The following is an 18,825-nucleotide window of genomic DNA, read 5'->3' as shown; positions in this document are numbered from 1 at the left end:
CTGATCGCCGATCGGGCGCGGTGACGGAAAACCGGCCTTTTCCCTGACCATCCCCGACGGTTCACCGCTGTCGGCTTGCACTGTCATATTTGCTGTCACAATCGTGCCACATGCGGGCTTCAGGGGCGCTCGCAGGTTCGGCGCGCCCCATATTGCGCGCCTGCCGCAGCTACCAACTAGGGGACGTCCTGACATGAAACTTCGCTATTCGATCGCCGCAAGCCTGATGGCCATCAGCGTGGCCACCGTAATCGCGGCACCCGCCCAGGCCCAGCAAACGACATCTGCGGTCCGCGGCACCGTGGTGTCGGCTACGGGCCCGGTTGCCGGCGCCGATGTGACGGTGACGCACGTTCCGTCGGGGACGACGCAGCGCACCACCACCGATGGCAGCGGCAATTTCTCCGCCAACGGCCTTCGCGTGGGCGGCCCCTTCACGGTCGAGATTTCGGCCGGCGGCTTCGAACCGGTCCAGGTTACCGACCTGTTTCTCGAGGCCGGACAGCCGTTCCGCCTGCCGATCGAAATGCAGGAAGAGGCGATCGTCGTCACGGCGTCCGCCCTGCGCGGAACTGTCGCGACCTCGAACGGCCCGGTCACGGCGCTCGACCGCACGGCGATCGAAGGTGCGGCATCGCTCAACCGCGATATCCGCGACCTCGCGCGTCGCGACCCGCTCGTCAGCCTCGACCTGACCAACAGCCGCGCGATCGAGGTTGCGGGCAACAATGGTCGTCTCAACCGTTTCTCGGTCGATGGCGTGCAGTTCAGCGACGACTTCGGTCTCAACAACGGCGGTCTGCCGACCGCGCGCGGCCCCGTCCCCTTCGACGCGATCGAGCAGTTCTCGGTCAAGGTTGCCCCTTACGACATCGCCGAGGGCGATTTCCAGGGCGGCGCCGTCAACGTCGTGCTGCGGTCCGGCGGCAATCGGTTCCATGGCGGAGCCTTCTTCTCCTACACCGACGACAACCTCACCGGCAGCCGCAGCCGCGGCAACAACGTCACGCTCGACTTCGACAGCAAGCAATATGGCGGTTATCTGAGCGGGCCGATCATCAAGGACAAGCTGTTCTTCATGCTTGCCTATGAACGGACCAAGGAAAGCGACCCGTTCGACGATGGTTTCGGGCCCGGCTTTGCCAATCAGATTCCCGGCCTGACGCAGGCGGTTGTCGACCTGGTCAGCCAGACGGCGCAGTCGCGTTACGGCTATGACACGCTGGGATTGTCGCCGAACGCGGTCGAATCGGACGAAAAGCTGATCGGCAAGCTCGACTGGAACATCAATGACAAGCACCGCGCCTCGCTGACCTATATCCGCAATGTCGGAACCCAGCAGTCGCAGCAGAACACCTTCACCAATCCGCCCTATTCGCTGGGCTTCCAGTCGAACGGCTATGAACTGGGCGAAGAAGTCAACACCGGCATCTTCGAACTGAACTCCAACTGGTCGAGCCGGTTCTCGACCCAGGTGCGCGTTTCCTATCGGGACTACAACCGGTCGCAGACGCCGTTCGGCAGTCGCGATTTCCCGCAGTTCGACGTCTGCACCGACGCCGTCTCGGGCGGATCGTCGTCGACGAGCTGCACCGGCACCAGTCTGGTGTTCGGGCCCGATATCAGCCGTCATTCCAATGCGCTGAACACCGAAAATCTGTCGGTCGACTTCACCGCTCGGCTCGATGCGGGCGATCATGCGCTCCGTTTCCTCGCAGGCTATACCGACGTCACGGTATTCAACCTGTTCCTTCAGCGTTCGCTCGGCCATTTCTATTTCGACAGCATCGCCGATTTCCTGGCCGGCAATGTGTCGCGGCTGCGCTACGGCAACGCGGTTCCTAGCCTCGATCCGGACGACGCAGCAGCCCAGTTCGGCACGCAGAACTACACGATCGGCCTGCAGGACGACTGGCAGATCACGCCCGATCTGACGCTGTCGGCCGGCGTGCGCTATGATCTGTTCGGCAATGACGCGCGTCCGCCGCTCAATCCGAACTTCCTCGCCCGCTACGGCTATCACAATCGCGAGACGTTCAACGGGCGCAGCGTCGTGCAGCCGCGTGTCGGCTTCAACTGGAAACCGTCGGACCGCCTGATCGTTCGCGGCGGCGTCGGCATTTTTGCCGGCGGCACCCCCGACGTTTATCTCTCCAACGTCTTCTCCAATACCGGACAGTTGACCAACTCGATCGACATCCGACCTTCCAATTGCGCGACATCGGCCACGTGCGACGCCCTGACGGGCATCACCAGCGGCGCGATCACGCAAAGCGTGAAGGACTATCTCGCCACCAACATCGGATCGCTGGCCGCCGCGCCGACCGACAATATCGACCCGAATCTGAAGCTGGCCCGAAAGCTCAAGACCTCGCTGCAGGTCGATTATGAAGCCGACCTCGGCACGCTGGGCGATGGCTGGCTGTTCGGCGCCCAGTTCCTGTACGACAAGAACATCTACGGCTATCAGTGGACCGACCTGCGTTCGGTTCCGACCGGAGCGGTTCTTCCCGACGGGCGCCCGGCCTATGGTCCCTTTGGCGGCAGCGCGACGACGAATCGCGACCTGCAACTCACCAACAGCAAGAAGGGGCGCGGTTATTTCGCCACGGCCCGCTTTGCCAAGAGCTGGGACTTCGGCCTGTCGATCGACGGCAGCTATACCTATTCGAACGTCAAAGATGTCGCGGCGATGACCTCGTCGACCTCGTCGTCGAACTATGGTAACAACATCTTCGTCGACCCGAACTTCGCCGCTTATGGCCGATCGCTCTACGAGTTCCGTAACCAGTGGAAATTCGGCTTCGACTTCAAGCGCGAATTCTTCGGCGACAATGAAACGCGCTTCAGCCTGTTCGGCGAATATCGCACGGGCCGTCCGTACAGCGTGACGATGCTCGACAACAGCGGCGGCCGCGGCGCGGTGTTCGGCACCGTCGGCAATCTGGGCAGCATGGCGCTGTATGTTCCCAACCTGAACGACAACAGCAAGGTCGACTTCGACACGCCGACGAGCGAGGCGAATTTCAACGCGCTGGTTTCGGCATTGGGCCTCGAAAAATATCGGGGACGAATCGTGCCGAAGAACAGCCAGCGTTCGCCCGATTTCTTCAAGGTCGACCTGCATGTGAGCCAGGAAATCCCGGCCCTGGTCGGCAACGCCAAGTTCAAGCTGTTCGCCGATGTCGAAAATGTGCTGAACCTGATCGACAGCGACTGGGGCGCGCTGCGCCAGGTGGCCTTCCCCTATGCGGCGTCTCTGGTCGAGGTGAGCTGCATCACGGATGGCGCCAACGCCTGCGCCAAATATCTCTATAGCGAAGTCGAAGCGCCCAACACGACGCTGGTCACGCGCCAGTCGCTTTATGGCGTCCGCGTCGGCGTGAAGGTCAACTTCTGATTCTTCGCCTCGAATGGAACAACGATGCGGCGCGGGAGGGAACTCCCGCGCCGTTTTCTTTGCAGAATTGGAAATTTCATCGGAAGACCGGTCAAGCGGTCGCGATGCGGCGGGCGGTGTCGGCGACCAGCGCGATCATGTTGGGGACGCCCTGGGTGCGGTTCGATGAGAGTTGGCGCGTCAGGTCGAAGGGGGCGAGACGGCCCGCGATGTCCATCGCCGCGACCTCGGCGGCCGGCCGGTCCTGCACCGCGGCGAGGACGAGCGCGACGATGCCCTTGGTGATCGCCGCGTTGCTGTCCGCGAGGAAATGCAGCCGTCCGTCGTCGCACGGCACCGGATAGACCCAGACGCTCGCGCTGCACCCGCGCACCAGCGTCGCATCGGTCTTGAGTGCATCGGGCATCGGTTCGAGGGTGCGGCCGAGGTCGATCAGCAGGCGATAGCGGTCGTCGCTGTCGAGGAAATCATATTCTTCGAAAATGTCGTCAAGGCTGCGCATGGTGCGCCAGTGACAGATTCGGGGTGCGGATGGAAGGGGCCCCGCCCCCTCTTTTCACCGCCCCCGTCTGCGCGGGGACGACTTTTCTTTTACAGGTCGACCCCCGCAGCGATCGCCTCGAGCTTGCGCAGCCGTTCCTTGAGGTCGGCGATCTCGATCCGCGAGCCGGCGTGCGGCACGGCGGGATCGTGCGCCGCCGACCGGCCGGCGGCAAGTTCCTCGCGCTTGAGGTCGATCCAGTCGCGCCAGCCGCGCAGCGCCGCGAGGCTGACGATGCCGAGCGCGGTCAGGGCAACGGCCGCGGTCACGAGGTTGGCGGCGAGATCGGAAGCAATGGTGGCCATGGTTCGGCTCCTTCTCTTCGTCCCGTTCAGGGATGCGAACGGTCGCGCAGCTTCTCGATCTCCTCGTCGAGGCTGGCGGCGCGGTTGTTGTCGGTGGCGATGCGTTCGAGGACCTGGATCCGTTCCTTGAGCTGGCGGATCTCGGCCTGGAGCGCCCTGGTTTCGGCATCGTTGCCGGCAGCGATATATTCGGCTCCGTGGGAATCGCGGCGCACGCCATATTTTGCGCGGAGGATGCTGCCGATCGTCACGATCAGAACGATGCCGATCACCATTTCAAAGGGGTTCATGGGGGAGGTTCCTTTCGCCTGTCGGTCTGGTTGTCGGTCCGGCCGTTAATTCAGGGGCGCATCACGCAGCTTGTCGATTTCCTGGGCGACGTCGATACCCCGGTCGGTGACGATGTGTTCGAGGACGCGCACACGCGCTTCGAGCCGTTCGGTCTGCGCGGCATATTGCGCCGCCTTTTCGGCCGTCATCTCCGACTGTTTCTCGATCATCTTCTGCTGGTGCTTGGTCCAGATGAACAGACCACCGACGATGAACGGAGCGAGCGGGATCAGCGCATAGACCATATCTTCCATGTCCGCCTCCTCAGTTCGCCGGGCGCCGCAGCGCCTCGATCTCGTGGCTCAACCGGTGGCCTTCGTCGGTGACGATCCGCTCGACCACCGCGAGCCGGTCCTTGAGCGAGCCAAGCTCGGCGCGGAGCTGGGCGTTTTCCTGGCTCAGCAGCTTGATGCGCTCCATCGCCTCGTCGCCGGTCTTGGGATAGACTGCCTGTCCCCAGGCGCCGTCGAGCGGATAGCCGTTCTTGATCCGCATCCAGGTGGTGACGACCCAGCCGGCGATACCGGCGACGCCGATGATCGCGAGGATCGGGCCGATGGCGTTGATGATACCGAGTTTGTCCATACTTCCTCTCCTCAGCGCAGCCGGTCGATCTGCTCGGCGAGCTGCGCCGCGCGGCCGTTCGCGTCGGTGGCGATGCGTTCGAGCACCGACACCCGCTCCTCCAGCCGCGTGATCTGGACCGAAAGCTTGGCATTGTCGTCCGTCAGCAGCGCGATTTTTCGATCAGCGTGGGGGTCGGTTCGATGAACCGTGCCGCCCCATTCATTCTCGATCGGATAGCCGTGCCTCGCACGCACCCAAGTGGTGAACATCCATCCGGCGATCGAAAGGCCGATGATCGCGATAACGAAGGCGGGTCCTCCCCAGCTCATGGTCTGTCTCCCTGTTGCCCGGTCCCGCTCAGCGCAGCGCGTCGATCTCGTCGGCGAGGCGGCGGTTGTGGCTGGTATAATATTGTTCGATGTCGGCGAGGCGGCGGTCGATGTCGCGGAAACGCGAGCGGATATCGCGCGTCGAGGCGCTGGGGTTCGAGCGCACGCCCTGCCAGAATTTCGCTTCCTCTGCCGAGCCATAGAGCGCAAGCGGCTTGGGCGTTCCCATCCAGGCGACCAGCCAGTAGGCGATCAGCGTCCAGGGGAAGCCGCCCATCAGCGTCAGCAGCACCGCGCCGACGCGGACCCAGAGGACGTCGATTCCGATATAGTCCGCGATCCCCGCGCACACGCCGCTCCACTTGGCATGCTGTTTATCGAGATAGAATTTGGTGCGGCTGGCAGACATCTCAGTTCCTCCTGCTCATGTTTTCAAGCTGCGCCAGATCCTCGTCGCTGCAAACCGCGGGGCGGAAGTCGGGATGGTCGGCGCTGATGATCCGTTCGACGGTATGCAGACGATTCTCGAGCCGGCGCGCGGTGTCATAGAGCTCGTCGAGCAGCTGCTCATCCTCTCCGGTCAGCGTCTTGGCCTGTTTCCACCGCGTGATGTAGTGGAGGATCAGCCAGGGCAGACCGAGGAAGAGGGTGCCGATGACGATCGGGACGATGATGATCTCTTCCATCGGTCCGGCTCCTTACTGCTTGCCCTGCGCCGCCTTGAGCGCGGCCAGTTCGTCGGCGACCTTGTCGGCGGCCTGCAGTTCGGCGATCTCTTCGTCGAGCGACTTCTTGTAGCCGAGACCCAGCGCCTCGGCGCGGCCTTCGGCCTCGTCGACGCGGCGTTCGAGGATCTCGAAGCGCGAGAAGGCGTCCTGGACGCGATCGCCATTGGTCATCTCGCGCAGGCGATAGCGGTTCTCCGCGCTTTCGAGGCGGTTGACGACGCTCGACTGGCGGGCCCGCGCCTCGCCCAGCTTTTTCTGGAGCTTGGCGATATCGGCTTCATAGCCCTTGAGCGCATCGTCGAGCACCGCGATTTCGCCTTTCAGCCGTTCGGCCATGTCGCCGGCCTTCTGCTTTTCGACGAGCGCGGCGGTGGCGAGGTCCTCGCGGTCCTTCGACAGCGCGAGTTCGGCCTTTTCCTTCCAGCTGTCCTGCAGGCTTTCGAGCTTGGCAATATGGCGGCGCATTTCCTTCTGGTCCGCGATGGTGCGGGCCGCAGAGGCGCGAACCTCGACCAGCGTCTCGTTCATCTCGAAGATGATCTGGCGGATCATCTTTTCGGGATCCTCCGCCCGGTCGAGCAGATCGGTGACGTTGGCGGCGATGATGTCGCGGGTCCGTGAGAAAATACCCATTTTACTACACTCCTGTCGAAACACGTCCGAGCCCTTGGCAGGGCCCTTTTTGAATGCTGGTGCCGGGGCGGGGCAAGGGGGGAGAGAGCCCCGGCACCAGAGCCGGTCAGGCCATGCGGCCGACCGTCGGGGTCGATGCAGCCGCCGCCAGCATCGCGGTCGGGGTTCCGGCGGCGCTGGCGGCGATCCGAGGCTGGTCGAGCACGCCGACGAGAATGGCCAGCGCACCGACCGCGCTGAACGCGAAGGTAGCGGCCTGGGCAAGGGTCGTCTTCATGGATCGAACTTCCTCATTCTGCTGCTCCGGCACGACATGCGCCGGTTCGCCTTATTCTATGCAGAGGGCGTGCCAATTGCCCAAAAGCACTGGAAAAGCGCGCAACTTCACACCGAAATCTCCGTACAAGCCGATTCTTCTTGCCATTCAGCGGGAAATTTTGCCAATAGTTGGGAATGGAGCGCGAAACGCAGTTCATCGGGCAATCGGCGGCCTTTCAGGATGCGGTCGACCGCGCGAGCCAGGCGGCGCTGCTCGACCGCCCGGTGCTGGTGATCGGCGAGCGCGGCACCGGCAAGGAACTGATCGCCGAACGCCTGCACCGCCTGTCGGCACGCTGGGACAAGCCCTATGTGATTCTGAACTGCGCCGCGATGCCCGAGACGCTGATCGAGGCCGAACTGTTCGGACACGAGGCGGGCGCGTTCACCGGCGCAACACGCAGCCGCGCGGGCCGTTTCGAGGAAGCCGACGGCGGCACATTATTCCTCGACGAACTGGCGACGATGTCGATGGCGGCGCAGGAGCGGTTGCTGCGCGCGGTCGAATATGGCGAGATCACGCGCGTCGGCGCGTCGCGCCCGGTGCGCGTCGACGTCCGCATCGTCGCGGCGACCAACGAGCATCTGCCCGCGCTGGTCGAGGATAACCGCTTTCGCGCCGACCTGCTCGACCGGCTGTCGTTCGAGGTCATCACCCTGCCCCCACTGCGCGCGCGCGAGGGCGATATCGAAGTGCTCGCGACCTATTTCGGGCAGCGCATGGCGGCGGTGCTCGGCTGGGAGGAATGGCCGGGCTTCGGCCCGCGCGCGCTCGCGGCGATGGAAGGGCACGACTGGCCGGGCAACGTCCGCGAACTGCGCAACGTCATCGAGCGCGCCATCTATCGCTGGGCCGACGCGACCCGTCCGGTCGACGCGCTGAGCTTCGACCCCTTCGCGAGCCCGTGGCAACCCACGGCGCAGCGCAAATCCGCCGCGCCCGCCTCCGTGCCTTCGGCCGCAGTCAGCGAAGCCGCCCCGGCCGCGCCATCTTCGGGGTCGGTCAGCGACCTGCGCGCCGCGGTCGACGGCTATGAAAGGCAGATCCTCGCCGACACGATGGCGCGCTGCCGCTATAACCAGAAGGTCGCGGCTGAGGCGCTGGGGCTCAGCTACGACCAGATTCGCCATGCGCTGAAGAAGCATGGGCTGAATCAATAACCTCGCCCATTCCTTCGTCATGTCGAATATGTTTCGGCATCTATTGCTCCGACGATGGGCCCTGAAACGGCTTGGCCTGTAAGCCCCTCAGCTTGTTCACCGGCGAAAGCCGGGTCCAGATGGCGTCGTGCTTCCCCGCATGGACCCCGGCTTTCGCCGGGGAACAGCTACGTGCCGAAACGGGAATAATTGCCAAGCAAGTCCGGGGTGACGATTTCCGGCCGGGTCGGCCCCCTATTGCGGCAATTGCCGCTCCAGCGCCTCGACCACCGCATCCTGCGTCGCCGCCATGTCGGCGAGGCGGTCGCGCAGCGCATAGATGTCGGGCAGACCGTCGATATCCTCGGCGACGCTGCGGTCGAGATAGAGCCGGTCGATGTCGGCGAGTGCGGCGGTGAGCGGCGCGCGCGTCGCCTGGAGGCGTGAGATCGCCTGCTGCGCGACGACCCAGCGCTCGCTGGCGACCGCGGCGCCCGAAGCGGCCGAGACGAGCGTCGCGGCGGTGCCGCGTTCGGCGGCGAAGGCTCTCTGCGCGGCGACGGCATCGGCATCCCATCGCGCGAGGCGGCCGGCGAGGTCGGCGGGCAACGGCCCCGGCGGGTCGACCGCGACTACGGGTGGCGCGACGTCGAATCGTCCCTCAACCGGCCGCTTGGCCAGCGACGGCGCCCCGTCCCCGCCAGCGGCGGCGCAGGCCGAAAGCGACAGGGCGGCGGCGATCGCCAGTGGACGGGAAAGCGGGATGCGCGTCATCGCCGCCCCTGATATGGGGGCCGGCGCGGGGCGGCAAGCCGAATCGGAATGCGCGCCCATCGGGATTCCGCGAACGGCGACGAAATCGCCGAAAAGCCCGGAAACATGCGGTTGACAGAAAGCCCCGGTCCCGCTAGTGGCGCGGTCTTTCCCGCATGCCGGAAAGTTCGCCTGCTTCGGCGGGCGGTCGGCAGCGCGGGCGATTTAGTTTTTGATTGGATGGAAGACCATGTTCGCAATCGTGCGCACGGGCGGCAAACAATATCGCGTCGCCGCTGGAGACAAGATCGCCGTCGAGAAGATCGAGGGCGCGGCCGGTGACACCGTGTCGCTGGGCGACATCCTGCTGGCCGGCGACGGCGGCGAGGTGAAGGACGCCAAGGGACTGACCGTCTCTGCCGAGATCATCGCCCAGACGCGCGGCGAGAAGGTCATCGTCTTCAAGAAGCGCCGCCGGCACAATTACCGCCGCCGCAACGGCCACCGCCAGTCGCTGACGCTGCTGCGTATCCTGTCGGTCGGCGAAGCCAAGAAGGCCGCCCCGAAGAAGGAAGCGGCGCCGAAGGAAGACGCCGCCCCGGCCGCCGAAGCCAAGGCTGCGCCCGTCGAGAAGAAGGCTGCAGCGCCGAAGAAGGCCGCCGCGCCCAAGGCCGAAGCCACCGAGAAGAAGCCCGCCGCCAAGAAAGCGGCCCCCAAGAAGGACGCCTGAGCGCGCTCGTCCGCGGCTCGGCAGAAGTAAGGAGCATCAGTCATGGCACATAAGAAGGCAGGCGGTTCGTCGCGCAACGGCCGCGACTCGCAATCCAAGCGCCTTGGCGTGAAGAAGTTCGGCGGTCAGGAAGTGATCGGCGGCAACATCATCGTGCGCCAGCGCGGCACCAAGGTCTATCCGGGCGTCAACGTCGGCATCGGCAAGGACCACACGCTGTTCGCGACCGCGGACGGCCGCGTCCGATTCCACGACGGCAAGCTCGGCCGCAAATATGTGTCGGTCGACTGTATGGCGGACGCCGCCGAATAAGGGACGATCCTGCCGCGGTCGTCCACCAAGGGACGACCCGGGACCGCCCTTTTCCGCCCGACGCGGAAAACCAGGTTCGAAAAGAGGGAGACGGGTCGCCCCGGCCTCCCTTTTTTCTCGCCCTTATTCCGTCGCTTGACGGACGGGCGCGAAAATCGGGCCGATCATCTCCCTCGCACATCGACTGTCGCCAAAGCGTCACCATCTGGCGCCAAGGCGACAGCCAAATGGGAGTGATGAGAATGTTTGCGCGTACCGATAGACTGTTGCTGCGGCCCGGCTGGCTGGAAGATGCCCCGGCGCTCGCCCGTGCGATCGGCGACGAGGCGGTGGTGCGAGGCCTCGCCCGCGCGCCCTGGCCCTATGGCGAAGCGGAGGCTTCAGCCTTCCTCGACCAGCCGACCGCCCCCGACCAGCCGCGCCTCCTGATCTTCGCGCGCACCGGCGCCGCGCCGCGCCTTGTCGGCGGCTGCGGCATCGCGCCCGGCCCCGACGATGGGCTCGAACTCGGGTACTGGATCGCGCGGCCCTATTGGGGGCTTGGTTTCGCAACCGAGGCGGGGCGCCAGCTCGTCCGCATCGCCCATGCGATGAAGCTGCCCAAGCTGACCGCCGGCCATTTCGTCGACAACCCCGCGTCGGGCGCGGTGCTGCGCAAGCTGGGATTTCGGCCGACCGGTCGGGTCGTGTCGCGTCACAGCCTCGCGCGCGGGGGCGAAGCGCCCTGCGCGCTGTTCGAGCAGGGCGACGGTGACGGCAGCGATGCCGTCACCCCCATGCGCGGCCGCGTCGGTTTCGACGAGGATTTCCGCGGCGAGCTGCGCCTGATGGCGGCCTGATCCGCCGCCCCGGCCCTCAGGGCAGGAAGGGCGCTGTCGCCGCGTCGGGCGCGCGGCCTTCGGGCCGCGATGCCTTGACCATGCGCGCGACCTCTTCGAGCAGGCGGGCATTTTCCATCACCACGCCGTCCTTGATCGTGTGAATGATGCCGGCTGTGCGGACCATCTGACCCGACGCATCGAGCGTGTTGGCGCCGAAGCCATAGAGGAAGGCCAGGTTATAGGCCGGGTTGCGGTCGACAATCAGCAGGTCGGCAGCATAGCCCGGACGCACCAGGCCCAGCTTCGCCTCGCGCAGCGTCTCCGCGCTGTTCAGCGTCGCCGCCTTCAGCACCTCGTAATTGTGCAGCCCCGCCTCGCGCAGCAGTTCGAGTTCGCGGACGTTGGAGAAGCCGGGGGTCGCCCAGATATAGCTGTCGTCGGTGCCATAGGCGACGCGGCCGCCTTCCTTGTTGAAGGCATAGATCAGCCGGCCCCACAGGTCGTAGGCCTTGCTCCACGCCGCCTCGTCCTCCGACGACCAGTCCCAGAAATAGCCGCCGTGCAGGTTGCGGTTGGGGAGGAACTTCTCCCACAGCAGCTGGTGCGTATATTTCTCGTGCCACGGCAGCCCCTGCGCGCGCAGGATGTCGCGGTTGGCCTCGTAGACCACGCGCGTCGGCAGCATGGTCACGCCGGTTTCGGCGAGTTCCTTTGCCACCTCGGTCAGCAGGCGGGTGCGCGCGGGCTCGCGGTCGGCCTCGGTCCAGACCATGCCGGCGTGGCGAAAACGGTGGCTCTCGTCATCGTAATTATAGTCGCGAGGGAAATCCTGCACCGTCCGGTCGAGCGCGGATTCGGCATAGCCATAATGATGCTCGATCATCGTGACCCCCAGCTTCGCGGCGGTCAGCGCGTCGACGACGGCGGTGGTCGCGGGCGGCAGATGGACCGAGGTGATCCCGCCCGCGGCATAGACGGCCTTGCACACCGCGCCGAAAAGCTCGCGGTTCCAGGCGATCGGCCCGACGCTGACGACATGCGCGCCCTTCGCGGCGATCTCGCGCGCGATGCGCGGCGCCTGCGACGGGTCCTCCTGCTCCTCGCGCGTGTAGCCGGGCAGATTGCCCCACGTCCAATAGGGGTAGAGGCGCGGCGCGAGGATGCGGTTGGCGGCCGACAGGCGCTGCTGCTCGAGCGCGTGCGGCATGCCGCGGTCGGGCACCATCACTTCCGAGGTTACGCCGTGGGCAAGCTTCAGATAATGGTTGTAGGACATCGGAAGCGGATCTTCGCGGATGTGCATGTGCAGATCGATCATGCCGGGCATGACGAACTTGCCTGTCGCGTCGATGACCCGGTCACCGGTAGGCCGGGCGCTCGCGCCGCGACGGCCGAGCGTCACCGGGTCGAGCGCGATCATCTCCGCGATCCGGTTGCCCTCGATCACGATGTCGTAGGGACCGGCCGCCGGTCCGCCATGCCCCGGAATCACCATCGCATTGAGGATGACGAGGCGGCGATAGGGACCCGCCGCCAGATCGCCATGATCCTGCGCCGGCGCGACCGTCGCCGACGGAACGACCGCCGCGCTCACGGGAAGCGCTGCGCCCGATGCGAGCATCGCCACGCCCGCCGCCAAGCCCATCGCCTTCTTCATCATCCTGCGCATACCATCCTCCCTCGTCATCCCGTCGTTATTGTTCGAAAGCCCGGTTCGTCCGGGCCGCCCGTCATCCCCGACCGGCCGCCGCAAAGCGCGCGCCGCGATCGTCCGCCTGATCCGCCGCACCGTGCCCGAAGGCGGCGGGCTGCCAATCCTCGTCGTCGTCCTTCGCGCCCGACAGGCTCGGCAGCAGGAAGGCGGCGGCGAGCGCCGCCCGGTCGAGCCCGCCGCCAGCGGCCGGGAACTTCGCGCCGAACCCTTCGATTCCTTCGGCCGCGGCGAGGATACGCGTCCGCAACCGCTCCCCGAGCGACTGGCGGACCGGCTGGCCGGCGAGGATCTTGATCCAGCTGTTCCAGCTGATGCCGATGCGGCACATGATGTCGGCCTGGCCGCCGGCGAGGGGGACGATGTCCTCGACCAGCATGGGATTGATGATGCACATGCGTTGCTTGTGCTGCTTCACCTCGATACTCCTTTTCCTGCGACCATCGGTAGGGCGGCCGCGCAGCCGGCGCGGCGTGGGCCGGGCGGCCCGAACCCGATCGAATGGCGACTCCTGCGTCCCGAACCGGTCACATCTCCAATATAGCGGCATAACGTCGAATTTACTTGGAATTTTCGGTACATTATACGATGATAATCCGGATAATTCCGCATTATCCGGAGAATAATCGATGCTGAATGATGCCGACCGCCGCATTCTCAAGGTCATCCAGGCCGAAGGCCGAATCACCAACCAGGAACTGGCGAACCGGTGCGGCCTGTCGCCGTCGGCCTGTTTCGACCGGCTGAAGCGGTTGCGCGAACAGGGTTATATCCTGGGTTTCCATGCCCTGCTCAACCCGACCAAGCTCGACCGCGCGCTGCTGATCTTCATCGAGGTGCTGATGGACCGCACGACGGGCGACGTGTTTCAGGAGTTCGCGGCGTCGGTGTCGGTGATGCCGGAAATTCTCGAATGCCACATGGTGGCGGGCGGTTTCGACTATCTGATCAAGGTACGCGTGCGCGACATGGAGGCGTATCGTGCCTTTCTGGCCGACACGCTGGTGCACATGCCCGGCGTGCGCGAGACGCGCACCTATGCGGTGCTGGAAGAGGTCAAGAATTCGGCCAGCCTGCCGCTGTGACCACCGCGCCCCGGCGGACGGGGGGCGGACGCCCGGCGCGCGCATCCGTCCCCTTCCCTATTGCCCGGCCAGGCGGCTCTTGCGCGCGCCATAGGCCAGATAGACGCCGGCGCCGATCAGGTTCCAGATCAGGAACCGGCCCTGTGTGACCGCCGGCAGGCTGATGAACAGATAGAGGCAGCCGAAGATCGCGACCAGCCCGACGACCCAGGGCATCGGTGCGCGGAACTGCCGCGGCAGGTCGGGTCTGCGCACGCGCAGCACGATCAGGCACAGGCCGACGGCGACGAACGCGGCGAGCGTTCCCGCATTCGCCAGCTCGGCGATCTCCGCCAGCGGGAAGAAACCCGCGATGCCCGACACGACGATCGCGGTGCCGATCGTCACCGCCACCGGCGTGCCCTTCGCATTCACCCGGCCGAGCCGTTCGGGCAGCATCCGATCGCGCGCCATGACGAAGAAGATGCGGCTCTGCCCGAACATGAAGGCCAGGATCACGGTCGGCAGCGCGACGACGGCGACCGCGCCGATCAGCGTCGCGACGCCCGGATGGCCAAGCTGGCGCAGCACATAGGCGAGCGGCTCGCCCGAGCGCGAGAATTCCATGAACGGCATCGCACCGATCGCCGCCGCGGCGACCGCCATATAGACCAGCGTGCAGACAACCATCGAGCCGATGATGCCGATGGTCAGGTCGCGCGCGGGATCCTTCGTCTCCTCTGCCGCGGTCGACACCGCGTCGAAGCCATAGAAGGCGAAGAAGATGATCGCGGCCGCCGCCATCACGCCGCGCACCTGCCCGTCGACCTCATGCGCGGCGAAGCCATAGGGCATGAAGGGCTGGAAATTGCCAGCGTCGAACGCCTTCATCGCCAGCACCACGAAAGCCGCGAGCGCCGCTATCTTGAGGACGACGAGCGCCATGTTGAGCGTGGCGCTTTCGCGCGTGCCGACCAGCAGCATTCCCGCCACCGCCGCGACGATCAGGATCGCCGGCAGATTGATGATCCCGCCGGCATGCGGACCGGCGGCAAGCGCGAGCGGAACGTCGATCCCCGCCGCCTGCAGGAAGCCGACCGCATAGCCCGACCAGCCGACCGCGACCGCCGCGCAGACCACCGAATATTCGAGCACGAGGCTCCAGCCGATGACCCAGGCGACGCCTTCACCGATTACCGCGTAGCTGTATGTATAGGCGCTGCCCGACACGGGCATCAGCGTCGCAAGTTCGGCATAGGCGAGCGCGGCGCAGACGCAGACCAGCCCGGCGACGACGAAGGCGATGATGACAGCGGGGCCCGCCCGCTCCGCGCCGACGCCGATCAGCGTATAGATGCCGGTCCCGACGATGGCGCCGACGCCGAGGCCGATCAGATGCGGCCAGCTGAGCGTGCGATGGAGCCGCTGGGTCTCGCCGACCGCTCCGATCGTGTCGATCGCCTTTCGGCGGGTCAAAAAGGACATGAGGGTTCTCCCACCCGGCCGCCGCAGCAACCGGGGTCAGGACCGGGGGCTGCCGGGACCCGGCCCTTCGCGGCAAGCGGGGAGCGGGACGCCGGCGGGCCCTGCGGACCGGATGCTTACTGGCCGAGCTTCGCCTTTTCGGTTTCGACCATGGCGGCGACGTCGGCGAGCAGCTTCTTCGCGTCGTAGACGATGCCGTCCTTGATCGTGAACTTCACCCCGCCGACGACTTCCTGTCGGTTCGTTTCGGGATTCAGACGCTGGAAGCCGGTGCCATAGAGCGTCTTCAGATTCTGGAGCGGGTTTTCCGGAACGATCACCAGATCGGCCAGCATCCCCGCACGCACCGCACCGATCGGCGGAGTTTCGCCGCGCGGTTCGTACAGCGTCTGGGCGCCCATCATCGTCGCGGCGCGCACGACCTCAAGCGGCGAGAAACCCGCCTCGCGCAGCAATTCCATTTCCTCGACATAGGCGAAGCCATAGACCTTCCAGATGAAGCCCGAATCGGTGCCGACGGTCACGCGCCCGCCCATATTCTTGTAATCGTTCATCAGCCGCATGAAGAGACCGTAGAATTTCTTCCACGCGAACTCATTCTCGGTCGTCCAGTCATAGAAATAGGAGCCGTGATTGTCGCGGGTCGACTGGAAATAGTTCCAGAGCTGCGGTGTCGTGTAGCGCGCGTGCCAGTCGGCGTTGCGGGCGCGCATCAGGTCGCGCGATGCGGCATAGATGTTGAAGGTCGGGTCGAAGGTGACGTGGTTCGCCTTCTGCGCGTCCAGATATTCCTGCCACTGCTTGGAACCCGGGCCATAGACCTGATTCCAGATTTCGGCGACCTCGCCGAAGCGATGCTGTTCGTTGTTATAGTCGTAGCCGGACGGAAAATCCTGGATCGCCCGCCCCTTGAGCAGCGATTCCATGTGCCCGTAATAGTGGGTGACGGTGTTCAGTCCCGCCTCACCCGCCTGACGGGCGTTGAAATTGGCGACGCCGATCTGGCTGAGATGCGCGGTCGTCCCCAGCCCCATCTTCTTCGCCTCGTCGAGCGCGGCCGAGAAGACGTCGGGGGTCTCATTCTCCCGGTTGAAGAACTTGATGCCGTCGATGTTGTTCTGCTTGGCCCAGCGCACCCACGCGCGCGCCTTTTCGGGCGTGTCGACGACGCCGCCCGACCAGCCGGCGCCCAGCGTCTGATAGTTGAAGATGCGCGGCGCCACGATCTCATTGCGTGCCGAGCGGTTCTTTTCGTTGCTGGCGACCGAGGGGGCCGAAAGCGGCACACCGCGCACCGTCGTCACGCCGTGCGCGAGCCACAGCTTGTAGGCATAGCTGGCATCGGGCGCCTTGTCGGGTCCGGGCAGGTGGACGTGCATGTCGGTGAAGCCGGGCAAGACGTACATGCCGGCCGCGTCGATCTCGTAATCGGCATCCTGCGCGACGCGGTTGCCGCCGGACGGAAGCCCCGGCCAGCCCGACTGGGTGATCGAGGTGATGCGGTTGCCTTCGACGACGATGTCGAACCGGCTGCGCGGCGGTCCGCCGGTCCCGTCGATGATGGTGGCATTGCGGATCACCATCTTGCGGAAGGGGCCGGCGCCTTCGCCGGCGCCGCGGGCGGGGGCCCCCGCGGTCACGGGAAAGGATGCCGCGGGCGCGGGGGTCTTTTCATCGCCGCGCTGATGCGCGCCCGCCGGGGCGGCAAGCAGCAGCGCTGCGAGCGCGATCTTCGTGAATTTCCGTTTCATATATTCTGTTCCCCCTGTCGGTACAGATGCTTCAAATACGAACGATCGACCATTGTTTGCCGACGGGCGCAAGCCCCCCTGTCGATCGCGGTCCCGATTCTTCCTTCCGCCATGGCGGAAAAAGGGGACGGCCCGCCGTGGGCCGCCCCCCTTTCGGTTCAGGGCAGCGGAACGCCTTCTTCGGGCAATCCCATCCGCCGTTTTTCGGCCTTCACCATCTCGGCCACGTCGGCCAGCAGCTTCTTCGCATCATAGACGATGCCGTCCTTGATCGTGTAGCTGACCCCGCCGACGCGTTCGAGCCGCTGCGTCTGCTCGTTGAGGCGCAGCGCGCCGGTGCCGTAGAGCGTCTTGAAGTTCTGGAGCGGGTTTTCCTTCACCAGCACCATATCGGCAAGCTTGCCGACGCGCACGGTGCCGATCGGCGGCGCCACATTGCCCTTGGGCTCATAGAGCGTCAGCGCGCCGTTCAGCGTCGCGGCCTGCACGACCTGGCTGGGATTGAAGCCGGCCTCCTGCAACAGCTCCAGTTCCTCGATGAAGCCGAAGCCATAGGTCTTGAAGATGAAGCCCGAGTCCGACCCTGCCGTGACGCGGCCGCCGATATTCTTGTAGTCATTAATCAGCTGCATGAATTTCTTGTAGAAATTCCGCCAGCGCACTTCCCGCTCGGTCGTCCAGTCGAAGAAGTAGGAGCCGTGATTCTCCCGCGACGACTGGAAGAAGCCCCAGAGCTGCGGCATCGTATAGCGCGCGTGCCAGTCGGCGTTGCGCGCATGCATCAGATCGCGCGACGCGGCATAGATCGTCATCGTCGGATCGAAGGTGACGCCATTCGCCTTCTGGCTTTCCAGATATTCCTTCCACTCGGGGGTTCCCGGATTGAAGCTTTCGCGCGCCAGATTGGCGACGTCGCCGAAGCGGTGCTGCTCGTCCATGAAATTATAGTCGGGCGCCCAGTCCTGCACCGGCCCGTTTTCGAGCAGCGATTCGAAATGGCCGTAGAAGTGAGTCACGGTGCCTAGGCCGGTGGCGCCGGCGTGTTTTGCGTCCATCCTCCCGACGCCGATCTGCGACAGGTGCGCGACGGTGCCGATCTGCTGCTTCTTCGCCTCGTCGAAGATCGCCTCCAGCACCTCGGGCGGCTGGTTGGCGTCGGCGCCCAGCTTGATGCCGTCGATCCCGGCCTTGGCCGCCCAGCGCACCCATTCGCGCGCCTTGTCGGGCGTGTTCGTCAGACCGCCGGTCCAGCCGCGCCCCATGCCCGGCCGATGATAGGAAAAGATGCGCGGCGCGACGATCTCGTTGCGTGCCGAGCGCGCCCGCTCGCTGAGCGAAATCTCGAACGGCGCGAGGTCGACGCCGCGGACCGAGGTCACGCCGTGCGCGAGCCACAGCTTGTAGGAATAGCTGAGGTCGGGCGCCTTGTCGTCGCTCGACCCGTGGACGTGCATGTCGATGAAGCCCGGCAGCATGAACATGCCGGTCGCGTCGAGCTCATAATCGGCATCGCGCGGCGCGCGGCCGTCGACGAGCGGCAGCCCCGGCGTACCGGCGGCCTCGATCGAGGTGATAATGTTGTTCTCGACCACCACGTCGACCGGACCGCGCGGCGGCGCACCGCTGCCGTCGATCAGCGTGACGCCGCGAATGACCATCTTGCGGAACGGCCCGGCGCCCTCGCCCGGCTGGCGCGCGGGGGCGGGAACGGCACCCGCGCGCGGCTTCGTCGCCTGCGCTGCGGGGCTGGCGGTCTGCGCCAGCCCGGACACCGCCGGAATGGCGCAAAGCAGCCCGGCCGCCCCGGCCATCAGAACGCGTCGTGTCGTCGATCCCAGTTTTTTCCCCAGTTTTTTCATTGACCCTCTCCCGTTGGAAGCCCCTGAACCGATACCGTCGTGGGAGGG

General features: G+C 65.5%; 22 protein-coding genes. 6 read left to right on the top strand and 16 right to left on the bottom strand.

What is annotated here, in order from left to right:
- Positions 1-193 precede the first annotated feature (193 nt).
- Positions 194-3,400 carry a TonB-dependent receptor gene (locus SGR02S_RS05240; protein WP_067106386.1) on the top strand — a complete coding sequence of 1,069 codons (3,207 nt, stop codon included), beginning with the start codon at positions 194-196 and terminating at the stop codon, positions 3,398-3,400.
- A gap of 91 nt (positions 3,401-3,491) precedes the next feature.
- Here the strand turns inward: SGR02S_RS05240 and SGR02S_RS05235 are convergent, their stop codons facing one another.
- The 10 genes from SGR02S_RS05235 to SGR02S_RS19970 all read right to left on the bottom strand — a co-directional run bounded on the left by SGR02S_RS05235 (position 3,492) and on the right by SGR02S_RS19970 (position 7,110).
- The gene (locus SGR02S_RS05235) at positions 3,492-3,902 is read right to left on the bottom strand and encodes a SufE family protein (protein ID WP_067106385.1); all 411 of its coding nucleotides are present in this window, start codon (positions 3,900-3,902) and stop codon (positions 3,492-3,494) included.
- A gap of 89 nt (positions 3,903-3,991) precedes the next feature.
- Positions 3,992-4,246 (bottom strand): hypothetical protein, encoded by a 255-nt coding sequence (locus SGR02S_RS05230; protein ID WP_174521638.1) that lies wholly within the window; start codon positions 4,244-4,246, stop codon positions 3,992-3,994.
- Positions 4,247-4,272: 26 nt separating this feature from the next.
- A complete protein-coding gene (locus SGR02S_RS05225; RefSeq protein ID WP_067106383.1) occupies positions 4,273-4,536 on the bottom strand; it encodes a hypothetical protein in 264 nt (87 codons plus the stop codon).
- A gap of 45 nt (positions 4,537-4,581) precedes the next feature.
- Positions 4,582-4,830: a hypothetical protein gene (locus SGR02S_RS05220; protein ID WP_067106381.1), complete on the bottom strand. Its 249-nt coding sequence runs from the start codon at positions 4,828-4,830 to the stop codon at positions 4,582-4,584.
- A gap of 10 nt (positions 4,831-4,840) precedes the next feature.
- Entirely contained in the window at positions 4,841-5,161 is a 321-nt protein-coding gene (locus SGR02S_RS05215; RefSeq protein ID WP_067106379.1) for a hypothetical protein, read from the bottom strand.
- An 11-nt stretch (positions 5,162-5,172) separates the two neighbouring features.
- The gene (locus SGR02S_RS05210) at positions 5,173-5,472 is read right to left on the bottom strand and encodes a hypothetical protein (protein WP_067106377.1); all 300 of its coding nucleotides are present in this window, start codon (positions 5,470-5,472) and stop codon (positions 5,173-5,175) included.
- Between the two features lie 28 nt (positions 5,473-5,500).
- Entirely contained in the window at positions 5,501-5,881 is a 381-nt protein-coding gene (gene pspC, locus SGR02S_RS05205) for an envelope stress response membrane protein PspC (RefSeq protein ID WP_067106375.1), read from the bottom strand.
- Between the two features lies 1 nt (position 5,882).
- The gene (pspB, locus tag SGR02S_RS05200; RefSeq protein WP_067106373.1) at positions 5,883-6,158 is read right to left on the bottom strand and encodes an envelope stress response membrane protein PspB; all 276 of its coding nucleotides are present in this window, start codon (positions 6,156-6,158) and stop codon (positions 5,883-5,885) included.
- A gap of 12 nt (positions 6,159-6,170) precedes the next feature.
- Positions 6,171-6,833, bottom strand: coding sequence for a phage shock protein PspA (gene pspA, locus SGR02S_RS05195; protein ID WP_067106372.1), 663 nt, complete (start codon positions 6,831-6,833; stop codon positions 6,171-6,173).
- A 106-nt stretch (positions 6,834-6,939) separates the two neighbouring features.
- Entirely contained in the window at positions 6,940-7,110 is a 171-nt protein-coding gene (locus SGR02S_RS19970) for a hypothetical protein (protein WP_156482980.1), read from the bottom strand.
- 176 nt (positions 7,111-7,286) lie between these two features.
- On the opposite strand from SGR02S_RS19970, the gene pspF reads away from it, so the two are divergent.
- The gene (pspF, locus tag SGR02S_RS05190) at positions 7,287-8,312 is read left to right on the top strand and encodes a phage shock protein operon transcriptional activator (RefSeq protein WP_067106370.1); all 1,026 of its coding nucleotides are present in this window, start codon (positions 7,287-7,289) and stop codon (positions 8,310-8,312) included.
- Between the two features lie 234 nt (positions 8,313-8,546).
- Here pspF and SGR02S_RS05185 read toward each other — a convergent pair whose 3' ends face one another.
- Positions 8,547-9,065 carry a hypothetical protein gene (locus SGR02S_RS05185; RefSeq protein ID WP_067106369.1) on the bottom strand — a complete coding sequence of 173 codons (519 nt, stop codon included), beginning with the start codon at positions 9,063-9,065 and terminating at the stop codon, positions 8,547-8,549.
- 229 nt (positions 9,066-9,294) lie between these two features.
- Between SGR02S_RS05185 and rplU the strand changes: the two genes are divergently transcribed.
- From rplU to SGR02S_RS05170, 3 genes are all read left to right on the top strand, one after another.
- On the top strand, positions 9,295-9,774 hold the full coding sequence (rplU, locus tag SGR02S_RS05180; RefSeq protein WP_067106367.1) for a 50S ribosomal protein L21: 480 nt from the start codon (positions 9,295-9,297) through the stop codon (positions 9,772-9,774).
- A 42-nt stretch (positions 9,775-9,816) separates the two neighbouring features.
- Complete coding sequence (gene rpmA, locus SGR02S_RS05175; protein ID WP_067106365.1) at positions 9,817-10,086, top strand: 50S ribosomal protein L27; 270 nt, start codon at positions 9,817-9,819, stop codon at positions 10,084-10,086.
- A gap of 242 nt (positions 10,087-10,328) precedes the next feature.
- Complete coding sequence (locus tag SGR02S_RS05170; RefSeq protein WP_067106364.1) at positions 10,329-10,925, top strand: GNAT family N-acetyltransferase; 597 nt, start codon at positions 10,329-10,331, stop codon at positions 10,923-10,925.
- Between the two features lie 16 nt (positions 10,926-10,941).
- Here the strand turns inward: SGR02S_RS05170 and SGR02S_RS05165 are convergent, their stop codons facing one another.
- Entirely contained in the window at positions 10,942-12,576 is a 1,635-nt protein-coding gene (locus SGR02S_RS05165) for an amidohydrolase family protein (protein ID WP_212598516.1), read from the bottom strand.
- 61 nt (positions 12,577-12,637) lie between these two features.
- Entirely contained in the window at positions 12,638-13,036 is a 399-nt protein-coding gene (locus SGR02S_RS05160) for a hypothetical protein (RefSeq protein WP_067185941.1), read from the bottom strand.
- 211 nt (positions 13,037-13,247) lie between these two features.
- On the opposite strand from SGR02S_RS05160, the gene SGR02S_RS05155 reads away from it, so the two are divergent.
- Positions 13,248-13,703 carry an Lrp/AsnC ligand binding domain-containing protein gene (locus SGR02S_RS05155; protein ID WP_067106361.1) on the top strand — a complete coding sequence of 152 codons (456 nt, stop codon included), beginning with the start codon at positions 13,248-13,250 and terminating at the stop codon, positions 13,701-13,703.
- Positions 13,704-13,760: 57 nt separating this feature from the next.
- On the opposite strand, the gene SGR02S_RS05150 is transcribed toward SGR02S_RS05155, so the two are convergent.
- The 3 genes from SGR02S_RS05150 to SGR02S_RS05140 form a co-directional block, all read right to left on the bottom strand.
- Positions 13,761-15,167, bottom strand: coding sequence for an amino acid permease (locus tag SGR02S_RS05150; protein ID WP_067106356.1), 1,407 nt, complete (start codon positions 15,165-15,167; stop codon positions 13,761-13,763).
- A 116-nt stretch (positions 15,168-15,283) separates the two neighbouring features.
- Positions 15,284-16,918, bottom strand: a complete 1,635-nt coding sequence (locus tag SGR02S_RS05145) for an amidohydrolase family protein (RefSeq protein WP_067106354.1) — start codon at positions 16,916-16,918, stop codon at positions 15,284-15,286.
- A 158-nt stretch (positions 16,919-17,076) separates the two neighbouring features.
- Entirely contained in the window at positions 17,077-18,777 is a 1,701-nt protein-coding gene (locus tag SGR02S_RS05140; RefSeq protein WP_255211389.1) for an amidohydrolase family protein, read from the bottom strand.
- Positions 18,778-18,825 lie beyond the last annotated feature (48 nt).

This window comes from Sphingopyxis granuli NBRC 100800, assembly GCF_001591045.1.
GTDB classification, from domain to species: Bacteria; Pseudomonadota; Alphaproteobacteria; order Sphingomonadales; family Sphingomonadaceae; genus Sphingopyxis; species Sphingopyxis granuli.
This window is presented reverse-complemented; position numbering and strand designations above follow the sequence as displayed.